Origin of the sequence: Shewanella sp. KX20019 (assembly GCF_016757755.1) — a bacterium.
Classification (GTDB): Bacteria; Pseudomonadota; Gammaproteobacteria; order Enterobacterales; family Shewanellaceae; genus Shewanella.
The window spans coordinates 3138681-3154684 of the sequence record NZ_CP068437.1; the positions used below are offsets into that span (position 1 = coordinate 3138681).

Consider the following 16004-nt stretch of genomic DNA (forward strand, 5'->3'; position numbering starts at 1 on the left):
CCTAGCCAGTATGCAATTGGGAATGGCGATATGTGATAAGCCGAGTGGTTCTTCATAAAATATTGTTAATAATCTTAAAGGATTATTACATCTATACCCAAGCTAACTCAAAATGGATAATTCGGCATGCTGACCAATGATAGAGTTAACTTCGGTTAATTGCGCCAGTATTAACGGTATTGCCACCGTTTGTGCTGCTCTTCTTCATATAGTACTACTGGTTATCCTTTCTTTAACTAAGGTGCTTAGCTATCGTTTTTTGAGCAAAAGAAAGGGAAGCCTGAGCTCCCCTTCTAATCAACTAACTTCTGAGTCTAAACCTAGTCCTAAAACCAAATCAAAACCTATTGTGCAATTTTGGCAGGGATGTTTAGACCAAAGTTATGCCATAAAAAACTATAAATATCAGCAAACTCATCAATCTTCATCGCCGTCGGCTTACCAGCGCCGTGGCCCGCTTTCGACTCTATTCGCATGATAACAGGCGCATCGCCTTGCTGTTTCTCTTGCATCATGGCACCAAACTTAAAGCTATGCAGTGGTACAACCCTGTCATCGTGATCTGCAGTCATCACCATGGTAGCAGGGTAAGATTGTGCTGTTACATTGTGGTATGGCGAGTAGGCATATAAAGCAGGGAACTGCTCGCCGTTATCGGCACTACCGTATTCGCTAGTCCATGCCCAGCCGATAGTGAACTTTTGGAAACGTAGCATATCCAACACACCTACCGCTGGCAGCACAGCTGCAAACAGTTCTGGACGCTGAGTCAATGCTGCGCCCATCAACAAACCACCATTACTACGGCCGTAAGCACCTAGCTTAGAAGTGTTAGTGTAGTTCTCATTGATCAAGTACTCAGCAGCGGCATAATAATCGTCAAAAACATTCTGTTTTTTGTCGAACATACCCGCTTGATGCCAACTTTCACCGTATTCAGCACCACCACGCAAGTTAGGCACTGCGTATACACCGCCCATGTCCATCCATGCGATATTTGCAGGGCTAAAACGTGGGGTTAATGAAATAGCAAAACCACCGTAAGCATATAGCAAGGTCGGATTGTTACCGTCTTTAATCAAGCCTTTTTTGTATGAGATCATCATCGGCACTTTAGTACCGTCTTTACTGCGATAAAACACTTGCTCTGACGTGTAATTATCAGGCTCAAATGAGACGGTTGGTTTGGAGTAAAGTGTTGACTTCCCCGTTTTGAAATCAAATTTGTAAGTAGTTTGCGGTTGAGTGTAACTATTGAATACGTAGTAGAAGTAATCTTTACTGCGTTTACCATAAGGCCCAGCAACCTTTCCTTTACCTGGTAAAGCAACGTCTTGGCGCTTATCACCATTCATGCTGTAAATCGTTAATTTGCCAAGAACGTCATGCAGGTAGCTGACAACGATATGATCATTAACGATAGCAATATTGCTTATCGGGTCTTTTAGCTCAGGAATAATGGTCTGCCAATTGTCCTTAGCGCTTTTATTCACATCAATGGCAATCACTTTGCCGTTTGGCGCGTGATAATCTGTTTTAAAGTAGAAAGTCGACTTATCGTTACCAATAAAGCTATATTCCGCCTCTAAGTCAGGGATAAGTTCAACTACTTCAGCTTGAGGAGTTTTCAATGATTTATAAAAGAAACGGTTGCGGCTGTCAGTACCTTGCGAGATATAAAGCAACAGGTAATCGCCTTTTTCAGTCACTTCAATCCCAAAGCCCCAATCTTTGTTTTGTGGCCTTTCATATACCAAGGTGTCTGCTGACTGGCTGCTGCCTATTTTATGAAAATACACTTTTTGATTAAAGTTCACATCAGCGAGTGCGTTTCCTCCCTTTGGCGCATCATAACGGGCGTAATAGACGCCAGTGTTATCACTATTCCACACCGCACTGGAAAACTTTATCCAATCTAGCTGATCAGTTAACTTCTTTCCCGTCGCAATATCGACAAAGTGCCAGGTTTGCCAATCAGAACCTGATTTGGAAATACCGTATGCTAACGTTTTACCATCATCACTGACCGACGTACCCGACAGCGCAATAGTGCCGTCAGATGAAAACGTATTCGGGTCAAGTAGCACTTTCTCGTTACCCTTGGCATCTTTCACAAATAAAACGGACTGGGCTTGCAGGCCGTTATTGCGATAGTAAAAAGTGTTAGTGCCCTTTTCATTTGGCGCAGAAATTTTCTCAAAATTCCACAGTTCAGTGATGCGATCGACAATGGCTTGTTTGTTTTCAATAGCACCTAAGTAAGCTTTGCCATCTTGCTGTTGCTGCTTCACCCATTGCAGAGTTTTATCTGACTCAACTTCTAAATAACGGTAAGGATCAGCTACCTGAACACCATGAATGGTTTCAATGACGCTATCTTGGCCCGCTATAACCGCTTCGGCCTGTGGTTCTTCAACAGATGGTGATTGGCACCCGACGATGGCAACCCCTAATCCGATAGCCAATAACTGTCTTTTGGCAAAAAAAGAATTAATTCGCATTATTTATATCCCTGATTCACTTATCCGTAGTGCAACACACCTGAACTGCCTGACTAGGTAAGCTTTTTTATTAAGTTGCCATAAATGGCCATTTTCAAGATGTACTATACAAACTAATAAAAAACAGCGCAAAAAATTGTTGTAGCCCTAGCTTGGCTTATGTCACGGCTCCATCATTAATAATCTAGCAACATAGATTAATTATATATTATGTAGAATTATGCATAAAACGTGACTAAGGACTCGTTAAGTAGCCTCTAGAGCGATAAAACCGTCAAAAACCCGCCACCAACACATTAGTAAAACTAATGATGACATTCAATTATTCTAGTTTGTAAGGTTAGCATCCTCGCTCTATAATTCGTCTCGTTTTCAGGAAGTGTCTGCCTAGCAGATTCGGAAACAAAGAACTCTTAAACTTTGGTGGTTATCCACGGAAGTTACATCCCTGGTTCTTAGCTTGACTTCCTTCCTTCAATTTGTTGATTGCAAATCATATATTTTTGCAGCCCGCTTACTTTTGTAAGCGGGCTTTTTTTTATCTTTTTTTTACCAATGCCTAAATAACAAAAAGCCCCGCTATATAAACAGGGCTAATATGGTGATTAAGGTAACAAGAGCACCTAGGTTAAATGCTTAAAGCGGTTTACTTATTCTAATCACTACTCTGCGGTTTCTGGCGCGCTCATCAATGCTTAGGTTTGATGCCACATGTCTACGCTCTCCATGACCCATGGTGTGAATACGACTCTGTGGAATACCGCTAGCCACAAACAGCTCTTTCACTGAATCTGCGCGCTGTACCGACACCTTTTCGTTAGCGCTGCGACCACCATAGCTATCGGTGTAAGCATCAATTAATACTAGATCAACATTTTGGTCGTAGGCTAGATATTCTTGTACCTTGCTAATTTGTGCCTTGGCATAACGTGTTAACTCCGTGCCACCCGACTCGTAGGTGAGCACTGTAAAGGCGATATCTTCAAAAGAGTAAGGCAGTAGTGTCGACAAGCAAGATTTAAACTGCGCGTATTGGCGCCTAAAGTTTACCGCAGACAAGCCAACCGCTATTTTATTACTCTCGTTGTACCAATCAGCATAATAAAAAGTAGGTTGCATACCGCTCTCAAGTTCGGCCAACATCGACCAAGCTGCGTTACGCGGCACTTCACCACTAAAATATTTCTGATAGGTCAGCTCAGTGATCTCTTTTGAAACCACACCTGGTCGCCATGCCGGCGCCATGCTCATTAACTTAGCCTCTGTGACTTGGTCAGGTTTAACCCACATATCGAGAGTAAAGTTCAAATTATGGTTTTTACCCGCAATACTGGTAAAAACAGCTTTTCCGTAGGAAGGGATATCGTGCTCAAGACGACACATTACCGGATTATTGCCGCTCACGCGCCACTGAGACTCTTCTAATGAAGCCACATATTGCTTTAAATCAGCGTTGGCAAAAAAGGGGAAGCATATTAATGTCGCAAAAAGAACGCTAAGCCGCATAAAACTACTCTCTATAATTGAGTCACTACACTCTATCGGCACAAAATTATCTTTCTTTAGCTTATAAAACGACCAAACGAACATGACAGTCATTATCTGTTGCCCCATAATAGGCACCTGCTAACTTTTTGGAAAATTTAATGACTGACACTTTCGACCCCAACAAATTGAAAAACCGCTTTAGAGGATACTTCCCAGTGGTTATCGATGTTGAAACAGCCGGGTTCAATTCAAAGACCGACGCGCTACTAGAAATTGCAGTCACTATGTTAAAGATGGATGACGACGGCATAATCGGCTTAGATAAGACGCTGCATTATCACATCGAGCCATTTGAAGGTTCTAACCTCGAACCAGAAGCGTTAGCATTCAACGGTATTGACCCGACTAACCCGCTTCGCGGCGCAGTAAGTGAGAAAGAAGCTTTTCTAGAGATATTTAAAGAGGTAAAAAAAGCCCAAAAAGCCTCAGAGTGTCATCGCAGTATTATTGTGGCCCATAATGCCGCATTCGATCATGGCTTTGTTAGCCAAGCCATCGAGCGTAATGGCCTTAAACGCACACCGTTTCACCCTTTTGCCACATTCGACACAGCTGCACTTGCAGGTCTTGCCATCGGCCAAACTGTATTGGCGAAAGCGTGCGCAATGGCAGGCATTCCATTTGATAACCGTGAAGCCCACTCGGCGTTATATGACACAGAGCGCACCGCGGAACTGTTCTGCTTAATCGTCAACCGCTGGAAGTCACTCGGCGGCTGGCCATACATCGCCGACGAGTCTGAGTCAGAAGATGTGGCGGAAGTAGACGTTAAACCTGAAGCCTAGCCGTAAGGTTAGCTTTCATCGCTAATTAAAAAGCCGCAAATAATGCGGCTTTTTTATGTTTTAAATTTGAGCTTGGAGTTAAGATCAAAGAACGCCAATTACTCAGGACTTATCGAAAAATCGTCTCACATTGTCTTTTGTTATAATTACCTACCCAAAACTTATGCTTCTTGAGGGTATGCTTGCCCTTTATCTTGGTTTGAGGCGGGTGAGGAAGCGTGTCTATGTAACCATACCCACCTATCTGTTTTTCTTAATGCCACACTCCAACGAATTGGAATTTTTAATTTACTACTCGGGGAGTCAAGATGAATCGCTAATGAAATAGCAACTACAGCATAATCATTTAAAATAGTTATCTTTGACCATTGCCACTCAAATTCACTTGCAGTAGCTTCAGCAAAATTTCGAAGGAACAACTCCTTAACAGAATGTCTTCCTACGCAAAGTTCGTCAGCACCAGTACCAATGACAGAAATATCATTGCTATCCTCAAAAACATGCATCAAGGCATTAATATCTTTAGCACAATATGCTTTTGCATAATCTTCTAAAGTAGATTTGATTTCTTGTTGTTCTGTCATGTAACACCTTCCGAATTTAAGATCTAATATAAATATAGCCACTCACAATAGATCAACAATACAATTCGGTATGGGTGGCTCGATTTACTGCTTGGTAATCGGCAATTAAAATTGCTACAGAATTTAGTTCTGGCTCCACAATCATGCAGTTAAATTCATGGGGAGCCCTCAGACTCCACTCCCGCATATTCATGACGAAGGCGTATGATTTTCTAACCACATTAAAGGGTGCTGCCACAAATGACTCGCTTTGCGACTAAAAAACTTCATATGCCCTATTTCACCCAAATTGTTAGCTTCAGGCGATAAGGTCATTGTTGCAGCATTCATGTTTTCAAACACAGCCAACATATCTGTCACATTGATATCAATAGCAATATCATCATCGGTTGCATTTACCCACAGTGACGGCGTCGAAAGCGAATTGTACGAGTGAGTATGTATCGATTTTCCAAAAGCTGTTTTTACATAACCCTGACCATTACACCAATGACGCCATTGTTGGGCAACGCCTTTAGGCAGCGGCTCTCCCATGCCAAGCAACTGCGATTTAGTATGGCCAAAAAGCAAGTTACTCACAGGAATAAATAGATTCATAAAAAAATGCGCTTTTAAGGCGTAAGGCATTTTCATGTTTTTTAACCGACCGGAAGAGCTCGCAAAAGTGAAGATTGAGTTGAGATCTCTGGCATTGTGCATTAAACCAACCAATTGCCCACCCGCACTGTGACCAATCAAATGATAAGCACTATCTGGATAGCTTTTTTTGAGGAACTCAAGAATGGCTGGCATATCTTGTTCGCCCCAACACTGCAATGTGGCATTACTAGCACTAACTTTACCCGATAATGACAGTCCAATACCGCGGTTATCAAAGGTGATCACGGCATAACCATGCCCAGCTAAAAACTCGGCAAACCCCTTGTAAAATCGCTGCGAGATCCCAGTGGCTGGGCCGATCAATATCGCCCCTTTCACCTTACCGCGGGGTTTAAATAAGGTGGCTGCAAGTTTGTAATCGTCTTGGCAATAAACCTCTACGTCTTCGATGGAAAAATCATTCATTTCAAGCCCGCTAAATATCGCAACATTTTTACAACACTACAATAGAGGTCATACCAGCTGCAACTTTTTTAATATACTGCATGCGACCTTTGGATCTTAAATGCGGTAAACCCCAGTAAACTGGCTCAGTCGTAAAATAGGGCTGTGTTTATAAATTTGTGCCACTTCCGAACAATTTTAATCTGTAGGAATAACAGCAATCTCCCCCGTTGGAAGTTTCGCTTTTCAGAAATTTCGCCGGGGCGCTGAGGATTACCTCTTATGAAATCAAGTGCGGGGACTAGCGTTTTCCCCTTGGATCTACTCTTTATTACTAGAATGGGCGAAGCGCCACGATCGTGATTTTTCTTATCTAAAATATAGAAACAAAAGTGTCTGCATTAAATCGCAGACACAAAAAAGCCGCGTTTAAACGCGGCTTTCTAATAACTAAACGCAAATATTATAGCTGATCTGCGTTGTCGCTTAGGTAAGAGGCAACACCTTCTGTTGTTGCGTCCATACCCTTGTCGCCTTTTTCCCAACCAGCAGGACACACATCACCGTGCTCTTCGTGGAATTGAAGTGCATCTACCATACGCAGCATTTCATCAACGTTACGACCTAGTGGAAGATCGTTAACCACTTGGTGACGAACTTGACCTTCTTTGTCGATTAGGAAAGAACCACGGAAGGCAACACCGGCTTCTGGATGCTCAACATCGTATGCTTTACAGATTTCGTGCTTAACATCTGCAACCAAGGTGTACTGAACTTGGCCAATACCACCTTTGTCGATAGGAGTGTTACGCCATGCATTATGAGTAAACTGAGAATCGATAGAAACACCGATAACTTCAACGCCACGCTTTTTGAACTCGTCCATACGGTGATCGAAAGCGATCAACTCTGAAGGACATACAAATGTAAAGTCTAGTGGGTAGAAGAATAAGACGGTTGGCTTACCCTTGATTGCTTCAGACAAGTTAAAGGTATCTACAATTTCACCATTACCAAGTACCGCAGCAGCAGTAAAATCAGGAGCCGGACGGCCTACTAATACACTCATTTTATTTCTCCATCTATGGATTGCTAAAAACGCTGGTTCGTTTTAAATCTAAAGGCATTATAGGCAGTGTTTTAGTTCACACAAGCTATTTGAGATCAATATCACCTTTTTAAATCATTATTCTGTTAACTGGCTAGAATGCCGTCAGCATCCCCTTATTATTAGTACTGATATTTACACTTTATATGCAATTAAAGCTACAGCGGGTTCACAACTCACATCGAAATCAAGATATAGCACAGTGGTACTGGACATCAGTGCTGTTAACAGGCAAAAATAGCAGCTACTTTAAATATAAGAAAAAGATTAACCATATTATGAACGCTGTCGTCATTGCCGTTTGCTTAATGCTGGGCTTAAGCCTTGCTCGAGTAAATGTAGTTATTGCTCTCACCATTAGCGCTCTCGTGGCGGGCTTAGTAGGAGGGATGGGGTTACAACAAACTGTTGATGCCTTTAATACCGGTTTAGGTGGAGGTGCTCAGATTGCCCTTAGCTATGCACTGCTTGGCGCTTTTGCAGTAGCCTTGTCTCATTCTGGACTCACCACACTTATTTCTCGCAAGATGATTGGCGCTTTAGGTAAAGAGCAGTCTAGCCAAAACATCAAAAAAGTGCGTTGGGCGCTATTATTGGCTATTTTGACAATGGCTATATCATCACAGAATATTTTGCCAATTCACATTGCGTTCATTCCTATTTTGATCCCGCCTTTATTGCACCTGATGTCCAAACTGTCGCTGGATCGACGTTTAGTCGCTTGTGTACTGACATTTGGTCTAGTCACCACCTATATGATCTTACCTGTAGGTTTTGGCGGTATTTTCCTCAACGATATATTGCTGGCAAACCTTAACAATAATGGCTTGGAAGCCGTTCGCTCTCAGATCCCCCAAGCAATGTTACTGCCCGCTTTGGGGATGATTACTGGTTTATTGATTGCAGTGTTTATCACTTATCGTAAACCACGGGAGTATGAAGAGCAGTTGATCTTGACCGCTGAGCCAGAGGAAGGGGTCAATAAACGTAATATTGCCATCGCGATGATTGCGATTATCGCCACGCTTGTCACCCAGCTTTATACCGGCTCAATGATTTTCGGTGCGCTCATCGGCTTTATCATCTTTAGTTTCTCTGGTGCACTTAAACATGTCGCCGACCAAGATGTATTTAACCAAGGCGTGCGCATGATGGCCAATATCGGTTTTATCATGATCTCTGCTGCTGGTTTTGCCGCTGTAGTTAAAGAAACAGGCGATGTCAGTACTCTAGTGGCTTCACTTAGCGATATCATCGGTGACAACAAAGCATTAGCTGCATTCTTGATGTTACTGGTAGGTCTGTTGATCACCATGGGAATTGGTTCATCGTTCTCAACGATCCCAATTATTGCCACTATTTACGTGCCACTAGCGCTGACTTTTGGCTTCTCAGTTGCCGCAACTATTGCACTCGTGGGCACTGCTGCAGCGTTAGGTGATGCAGGCTCACCGGCATCCGACTCAACCTTAGGCCCGACGGCTGGTCTGAATGCAGATGGACAACACGACCATATCAGAGACAGTGTTATTCCAACATTTATTCACTACAACATTCCGCTGTTAGTGTTTGGTTGGATTGCCGCCATGGTGCTCTAGGTGTTAGATGCTAGGTTCTAGGTTCTAGGTTCTAGGTTCTAGGTTCTAGGTTCTAGGTTCTAGGTTCTAGGTTCTAGGTTCTAGGAAGGACAAAAACAAAAAAGGAGCTATTTAGCTCCTTTTTTTAATATTTGCACTTGAATCAGTTTATTGAGTCAAAGCACAACGTTCTGTGTATTACTTAGTACCAAAGATTTTATCACCTGCATCGCCAAGACCAGGCAAAATATAGCCTTGCTCGTTTAAGCAGTCATCAATTGATGCTGTATAAAGCTCAATATCTGGATGCGCTTTTTCTAGTGCAGCAACACCCTCTGGCGCAGCAACTAACACTAGTGCTTTAATTGAGGTACAACCACGCTCTTTAAGCAGATCAATAGTCGAGATCATTGAGCCACCCGTCGCCAGCATTGGATCTACCACTAACGCGATACGACTAGGCATATCGCTGGCGAGTTTTTCAAAATATGGCACTGGCTCAAGTGTCTCTTCATCACGGTACATACCTACTACCGAAATACGTGCACTTGGAACATTTTCCAATACACCATCCATCATGCCAAGACCTGCACGTAAAATAGGCACTACAGTGACTTTTTTACCTTTGATCTGTTCGATTTCAACTGGGCCGTTCCATCCTTCGATGGTGACTTTCTCTGTTTGGAAGTCAGCCGTTGCCTCATACGTCAGTAGGCTCCCAACTTCAGCCGCTAGCTCACGAAAACGCTTAGTGCTAACGTCACCTTCACGCATTAACCCAATTTTATGACGGACTAGAGGATGTTTAACTTCAACGACTTTCATCTTGTTCTCCTGATTTTCTAACGTATTTTTTACGGTAAATTTTAACGATTCTAGTAGATTTGTTCGCATAGGAAAACTTAAAGTTTTAAAAAGGCGTTAAATCGTGAGCCTTGTCGCGAACTTTATTGAAAAACTAAGCTTTCGAGGCTACTGACAAACTGGTAGAATAGCGCCGCATAAAATCCAATAACAATCGACCCGTACCCGAGAGGATCTCCGTGAGCACTCCTACTACCCCACTAAGCTATAAAGATGCAGGCGTTGATATTGATGCCGGAAATGCACTAGTTAACAACATCAAGTCAGCCGTTAAACGTACCCGTCGTCCAGAAGTTATGGGCAACCTAGGTGGGTTTGGTGCACTTTGTGAGCTACCAACTAAGTATAAGCATCCAGTACTGGTTTCTGGTACTGATGGCGTCGGCACTAAGCTACGCCTTGCTATTGATTATAAGAAACATGACAACGTTGGTGTTGACCTCGTTGCAATGTGCTCAAACGATTTAATCGTGTCTGGTGCTGAGCCACTATTCTTTCTCGACTACTATGCAACTGGCAAACTCGATGTTGAAGTTGCCACTGCAGTTGTTAAAGGTATCGCCGAAGGTTGCGTTCAATCTGGTTGTGCATTAATTGGTGGTGAAACCGCTGAAATGCCAGGCATGTATGAAGGCGACGACTACGACCTAGCAGGATTCTGCGTCGGCGTTGTTGAAAAAGAAGAGATCATTGACGGCACTAAGGTGCAAGACGGTGATGCTCTAATCGCGCTTGGCTCAAGCGGCCCGCATTCAAATGGTTTCTCTCTAATACGTAAAGTCTTAGAAGTAAGCAAAGCCGACCCAGCGCAAGAACTTGCTGGCAAGCCGCTGATTGACCACCTATTAGAACCCACAAAAATTTATGTTAAATCACTGCTTAAGTTGATTGAACAGCATGATGTTCACGCAATGTCGCACATTACTGGTGGTGGATTCTGGGAAAATATCCCCCGTGTATTACCAGAAGATTGCAAAGCAGTGGTTAAAAGCGACTCATGGCAGTGGCCTGTTGTTTTCAATTGGTTAATGGAAAACGGCAACATCACTGAATTTGAGATGTACCGCACCTTTAACTGTGGCGTCGGCATGGTGATTGCTTTTCCTGCTGACAAAGTCAGTTCAGCACTTGAATTATTAAATGCTGAAGGCGAAAACGCATGGTTAATCGGTAACATAGCCAAGCGTACTGACGACGAAGAGCAAGTGGAGATCTTGTAATGTCTCAGAGCTGTCGCGTTTTAGTATTAATTTCCGGTAATGGCAGTAATCTACAAGCCATTATTGATGGCTGTGATGATAACGTACAAGCAGAAGTCATTGGTGTCATTAGTAATAAGCCCGATGCTTATGGCTTGACTCGTGCTCACCAGAATGAAATTGATACCAGTTGCGTCATCGCTCATAAAGGCGAAACAAGACCAGACTATGATGAAAGGCTCTTTAGTGCGATAGCAAAGTATCAACCAGACCTCGTGGTCTTGGCTGGCTTTATGCGCATATTGAGTGATGAGTTTGTCATGCGATTTGAAGGGAAGATGATTAATATCCACCCTTCCCTGCTGCCAAAATATCCTGGTTTGAATACCCATCAACGTGCTATTGATGCAAAAGACTGTGAACATGGCGCGAGTGTGCATTTTGTCACACCCGAACTAGATTCAGGTCCGGTGATCTTACAAGCTAAAGTGCCTGTTTATGAAGATGACTCTGTAGAGGTTCTTGCAGAACGTGTTCACGAACAAGAACACGCCATCTACCCACTCGTTGTAAAATGGTTTAGCCAACAACGATTGAAAATGGTAGAAGGTGCGGCAGTACTTGATGACCAAGTACTGCATATCCATGGCTACGCTGCAGATTAAGCTCTTAGCATAAAGGCTAGTTCAAACCGATAAAAGGCGCTTAAAGCGCCTTTTTTATTTTCAGCCCAAACGCTGGGTCATGCACTGACTCAATATAGAGAACTTTTTCAAGAATTACCCTCTAGTACCCAGTGTCACTACGTAAATTAAAGCGGATACCAACAAAGATATTAGACCTTATTTACTTCGGTCGCCGAATCCTACCCGTGACCATCCCGTCACTCATCGGTAACACATTTAACGACTAATCGTTACAAAGTTGATCTACATCATATCCCTAGCAACATACAACTCTTCCTTGCTACCCGTTAGCTTACCCAAAAAAATAATTGCACAACGCACTGTATTTATTCACTAAAAATAACACATCCCAGTTATCCCCCTAAAGAACCCCCAAGTCTGAACACTAGAAACCCAGTATTTCTACGGGTAAACCCTTAGTCGTCTTAGGCGTAAACACGGATTAAAAAATCACCTCTAAAGCCATATGGTTAGCCGCAGATAACCATAAGTTTGCCGGCATCTGCTCCTAGGGCAGCGCTCAAGACAACCGACGACAATAACCAATAAATCAATAAATACAAAAGGCACCTTGATGAATAGAATAACTAAAACGGCGTTAGTGGTAGCTACATTTTTCTCAGCATCTTCTTTTGCTGGCTACGAAGTCAAAATCGACGAAAGCTCGAAGTTAACCTTTGGTGGCTACTTCAAAGCCGACCTGCGTAATGTCAGCGGCGACCAGGCCTATCGTGACTTCTGGATAGGTACCAGTACCAGCGCGCCAGATACCAATCAAACCAGCCTCCAGGCCAAAGAGTCACGCTTCAATGTAAAGTTCACTCATGGCGACGTGACTGGATTCCTCGAATATGATTTCTACGGTGATGGCGGTAACGCACTGGTTTCTAACTCATACACACCGCGTATGCGCCATGCCTTTATTGCTTACAAGAACTGGAAAGTTGGCCAGACCTGGTCAACCTTTATGCCACTGGCTTCTATCGCCGAGGCACTGGACTTTGGTGGAGCGCACGTCGGTCAGGTATTCGTTCGTCAAACCCAGATCCGTTATACCAATGGCGGTCTACAGCTGGCATTGGAAAACCCAGCCAATGCTACCGATGCCAACCAAAGTATCCCCGATGCAGTGGTTCGTTACACTTACAAGGGCGATTTTGGCCAGGTGGCTGTTGCCGCTTTGGCTCGCACCTTCGATGACAACGGTGTGCAAGGTCATGCCGACGGCACTCAGTTGGCTTACAGCATAAGCGGTAAAATGAATAGCTTCGGTAAAGATGACTTTCGCTTCGCCTACAACGCGGGCGCCGCAGGTCGTTATATTTCGCCTGGCCACAACGCTGGCGATAAGGTCAATGCTGATGGCAGTGGTGATCTGCTGACAACGCAAGCCTATACCGTTGCTTATCGCCACTTCTGGACTGACGACTTACGCTCTAGCGTTTACTACGGCCACGCTGAAGTTGAAGATTTCAATGGTGTGGGCGCTGACTCAGATCGTAATCATTACGGTATCAACCTGATCCAACAGCTAAACAAACAGTTAAGCGTCGGTGTCGAATTTGGCAACTATGATGCTGATATCTCTGCCAATGACAGTGCCAACTCTGATTACATTCAGCTCTCAGCCAAGTACGTTCTTTAATAACAGCACGGCATAAGCTAATTTATGCCGTTGCTTTTCCTCGAAGCTGTTGACCTTTTATGGTTCTTTTGCGGCGAGTTGTTGGTGCTCTTTGCATAACGGAAAAGTCAGCAATCAAACTAGCGCCATCCATCAGCCTCTAAATTACAAGCTCCATAAGCTCACCCATTGGCATAGTTGGCCACGCCTCCAGAGAATAAACATGAAGCGCGCCCCTAACTTAACGCCCACTATATGGATAGTTTGCTAGCCTTTTACCCGAAGCATGACCCCGCTTCGGGTATTTTTTCGATACGGCTAACCTCTGTAAATCCTTGTTACCGATCCAAGCCATGATCTATGGCATAACGCACCAGGCCGGCCGTACTGTCTATCGCCAGTTTCTGCTTAATATTACGCTTATGGGTTTCGACCGTACGTACACTGACATTCATCTCCAGCGCAATGCGTTTATTGTTCATCCCCAGCGATATCAAGCGTAACACCAACTGTTCTCGCTGGGTTACCAGGACTTGCTTGCCACTGGCCAGCTCCTGCGACAAGGTGTCTATGACTTCGGCACTGAAATAGCGCTTGCCGGCGGCAATTTTTTTTATGGCTTCAATCAGTTCTTTGCCGGGTACATCCTTGAGAATATAACCATCAGCGCCGTAGCGCATTGCCGCCATAATATATTCTCTGTTGTCATGCATGCTTAACATCACCACCTTACATGACATCTCCTGCTCTTTAATCAACTCAAGCAGATACATGCCATCCATTTGCGGCATATTAATATCCGTCAACACCAGATCGATTGGCTTATCCTTGAGGATTGCCAGTGCCTGGAGACCATTGTCGGCTTCCGCTTGTACCTCAATATCACTGTCTAGGCTCAGACGATAGCGCAACCCTTCGCGAAACAGGGGGTGATCGTCCACCAGTAGCACACGGATCATAATAATCCCCCTGTGGCACTATCGGCTCGATAACGCAACTCACTCTGGGGAATACGTGCCACCAGCGTCACTCCTTTGCCAATCGTCGACTCCACCTCGAGATCACCATTATAAAAACTCACTCTTTCCTTCATATTCCTCAGGCCTATCCCCTCAAACGGGGTCGATTTCTTCTCAAAGCATTCATAGTTAAACCCCTTACCATCATCATGAACTTCCAAGATCAACCATCCCGGAGTCAGTCCCAGTGAAATAAACACATTTTTTGCTTCAGAGTGACGCTCAATATTGGTCAGCGACTCCTGCACAATGCGGTAAAGCGCGCAGCTAAGCTCGGTTGACAGGATCTTACGCACCGATAATCGCTGCACTTTGACCTCGATACCGGTACGTAACGAAAACTCCCTGCCCAACTCTTTTAACGCCGCTCCCAAGCCATAATCTTCGAGAATGGCCGGATGTAATTGATGGGAGATATTACGGATATCAAGCATGATCTGCCGCGTCAGTGTAATCGACTTCTCCAGTTCTGGACTGGAATCGTCACCATATTCTTGTTTCAATTGGGCGGTTTCCATAGAAAACAGGGCCGCGGCAATGGTTTGGCTGACGCCATCGTGCAACTCTCTGGAAACCCGCTTGCACTCCTCTTCCTGAGTCTGATAAATCCGCTCATTAAGCGTTCTGAGCTTAGCATTTGCGAGTCGTTTTTCACCCACACGCATAAAAATGCCACCGATAAACACAGCGCTGACCGCTAAAAAACCTATCGCCAGAGTCATTAGGGAGGTGTTGCGGATATGACTACTTATAGAGGTGCTCAATAATGCCGCCTCTTTATCGATATCATCAATATAAACACCGGTACCAAACATCCATTCCCATTGTCCCAACACCTCAGCATAAGCGAGCTTTTGTCCCAGCAGCCCCTCATTGGAGGGCTGATTGAAGATGTAGGTGAGATAACCGCCACCTTTCCTCGCCCCTGAGATTAACTCCTGAATAAAGGGGACCCCGTTGTCGTCGGTCAAATCCAGCCAGTTTTTGCCGACCCGCCATTCTTGATCGGGTAAGACCAGGCTATTGCCATTCAGGTCGTAGGCGAAGAAGTATCCATTCTCACCGAAGCGCATATTAGCCAGCATTGACTTAACGTCTTGCTGGATTTGTTGCTTGTCATCACTCTTATTTTGGTAGAGGTGTTTGATAGCCACGTTGGCGATCGTCAGATAATTTTTCAGCTCCTCTTTGCGGTGATCGATAATACTCTGCCGATAAACGTCGACCACCTGCTGAGAGAGATCCCGATACTGCATTTGAGTCACAAACAGCACCAGTATCAGAGATAGAATGAGTGGAAGTACGGTGATTAGCTGTAACTTATGATTGATATTCATCGCTGATTAATACTCCGCTATATCAGGGTTCGCACCCACAAAACGGGGGTTATATTAACAGTTAATCAACCACAAAGTGGCAACAAATACCCAAATATATAGGGGTTAAATCAAAGGAAGGGCAAATA

13 protein-coding genes are annotated in these 16004 nt (G+C 44.1%); 5 read left to right on the plus strand and 8 right to left on the minus strand.

Going from position 1 to position 16004, the window contains the following annotated elements; translation table 11 throughout:
- Window positions 1-344: 344 nt before the first annotated feature.
- Both JK628_RS13810 and JK628_RS13815 read right to left on the minus strand, forming a co-directional pair.
- Complete coding sequence (locus JK628_RS13810; protein ID WP_202285206.1) at window positions 345-2501, minus strand: prolyl oligopeptidase family serine peptidase; 2157 nt, start codon at window positions 2499-2501, stop codon at window positions 345-347.
- Between the two features lie 636 nt (window positions 2502-3137).
- Window positions 3138-4007 carry a flagellar protein MotY gene (locus JK628_RS13815; RefSeq protein ID WP_202289825.1) on the minus strand — a complete coding sequence of 290 codons (870 nt, stop codon included), beginning with the start codon at window positions 4005-4007 and terminating at the stop codon, window positions 3138-3140.
- Between the two features lie 140 nt (window positions 4008-4147).
- Here JK628_RS13815 and rnt point away from each other — a divergent pair, with 140 nt between their 5' ends.
- The gene (rnt, locus tag JK628_RS13820; protein WP_202285207.1) at window positions 4148-4834 is read left to right on the plus strand and encodes a ribonuclease T; all 687 of its coding nucleotides are present in this window, start codon (window positions 4148-4150) and stop codon (window positions 4832-4834) included.
- A 161-nt stretch (window positions 4835-4995) separates the two neighbouring features.
- On the opposite strand, the gene JK628_RS13825 is transcribed toward rnt, so the two are convergent.
- The 3 genes from JK628_RS13825 to JK628_RS13835 all read right to left on the minus strand — a co-directional run bounded on the left by JK628_RS13825 (window position 4996) and on the right by JK628_RS13835 (window position 7531).
- Window positions 4996-5418 (minus strand): nuclear transport factor 2 family protein, encoded by a 423-nt coding sequence (locus tag JK628_RS13825; protein ID WP_202285208.1) that lies wholly within the window; start codon window positions 5416-5418, stop codon window positions 4996-4998.
- A gap of 189 nt (window positions 5419-5607) precedes the next feature.
- Window positions 5608-6483, minus strand: a complete 876-nt coding sequence (locus tag JK628_RS13830) for an alpha/beta hydrolase family protein (RefSeq protein ID WP_202285209.1) — start codon at window positions 6481-6483, stop codon at window positions 5608-5610.
- 442 nt (window positions 6484-6925) lie between these two features.
- Window positions 6926-7531: a peroxiredoxin gene (locus JK628_RS13835; RefSeq protein WP_202285210.1), complete on the minus strand. Its 606-nt coding sequence runs from the start codon at window positions 7529-7531 to the stop codon at window positions 6926-6928.
- A gap of 317 nt (window positions 7532-7848) precedes the next feature.
- Here JK628_RS13835 and JK628_RS13840 point away from each other — a divergent pair, with 317 nt between their 5' ends.
- Window positions 7849-9168: a Na+/H+ antiporter family protein gene (locus JK628_RS13840; protein ID WP_202285211.1), complete on the plus strand. Its 1320-nt coding sequence runs from the start codon at window positions 7849-7851 to the stop codon at window positions 9166-9168.
- A gap of 177 nt (window positions 9169-9345) precedes the next feature.
- Here JK628_RS13840 and upp read toward each other — a convergent pair whose 3' ends face one another.
- The gene (gene upp / locus JK628_RS13845) at window positions 9346-9972 is read right to left on the minus strand and encodes a uracil phosphoribosyltransferase (protein WP_202285212.1); all 627 of its coding nucleotides are present in this window, start codon (window positions 9970-9972) and stop codon (window positions 9346-9348) included.
- A gap of 218 nt (window positions 9973-10190) precedes the next feature.
- Here upp and purM point away from each other — a divergent pair, with 218 nt between their 5' ends.
- The 3 genes from purM to JK628_RS13860 all read left to right on the plus strand — a co-directional run bounded on the left by purM (window position 10191) and on the right by JK628_RS13860 (window position 13541).
- On the plus strand, window positions 10191-11231 hold the full coding sequence (gene purM / locus JK628_RS13850; RefSeq protein ID WP_202285213.1) for a phosphoribosylformylglycinamidine cyclo-ligase: 1041 nt from the start codon (window positions 10191-10193) through the stop codon (window positions 11229-11231).
- Entirely contained in the window at window positions 11231-11875 is a 645-nt protein-coding gene (gene purN, locus JK628_RS13855; RefSeq protein ID WP_202285214.1) for a phosphoribosylglycinamide formyltransferase, read from the plus strand. The genes purM and purN overlap by 1 nt, the downstream gene beginning before the upstream one ends.
- Window positions 11876-12470: 595 nt before the next feature.
- Window positions 12471-13541 (plus strand): DcaP family trimeric outer membrane transporter, encoded by a 1071-nt coding sequence (locus tag JK628_RS13860; RefSeq protein ID WP_202285215.1) that lies wholly within the window; start codon window positions 12471-12473, stop codon window positions 13539-13541.
- A gap of 317 nt (window positions 13542-13858) precedes the next feature.
- On the opposite strand, the gene JK628_RS13865 is transcribed toward JK628_RS13860, so the two are convergent.
- Window positions 13859-14479 (minus strand): response regulator, encoded by a 621-nt coding sequence (locus tag JK628_RS13865; protein ID WP_202285216.1) that lies wholly within the window; start codon window positions 14477-14479, stop codon window positions 13859-13861.
- Entirely contained in the window at window positions 14476-15876 is a 1401-nt protein-coding gene (locus JK628_RS13870) for a cache domain-containing protein (protein WP_202285217.1), read from the minus strand. The genes JK628_RS13865 and JK628_RS13870 overlap by 4 nt, the downstream gene beginning before the upstream one ends.
- Window positions 15877-16004: the final 128 nt, after the last annotated feature.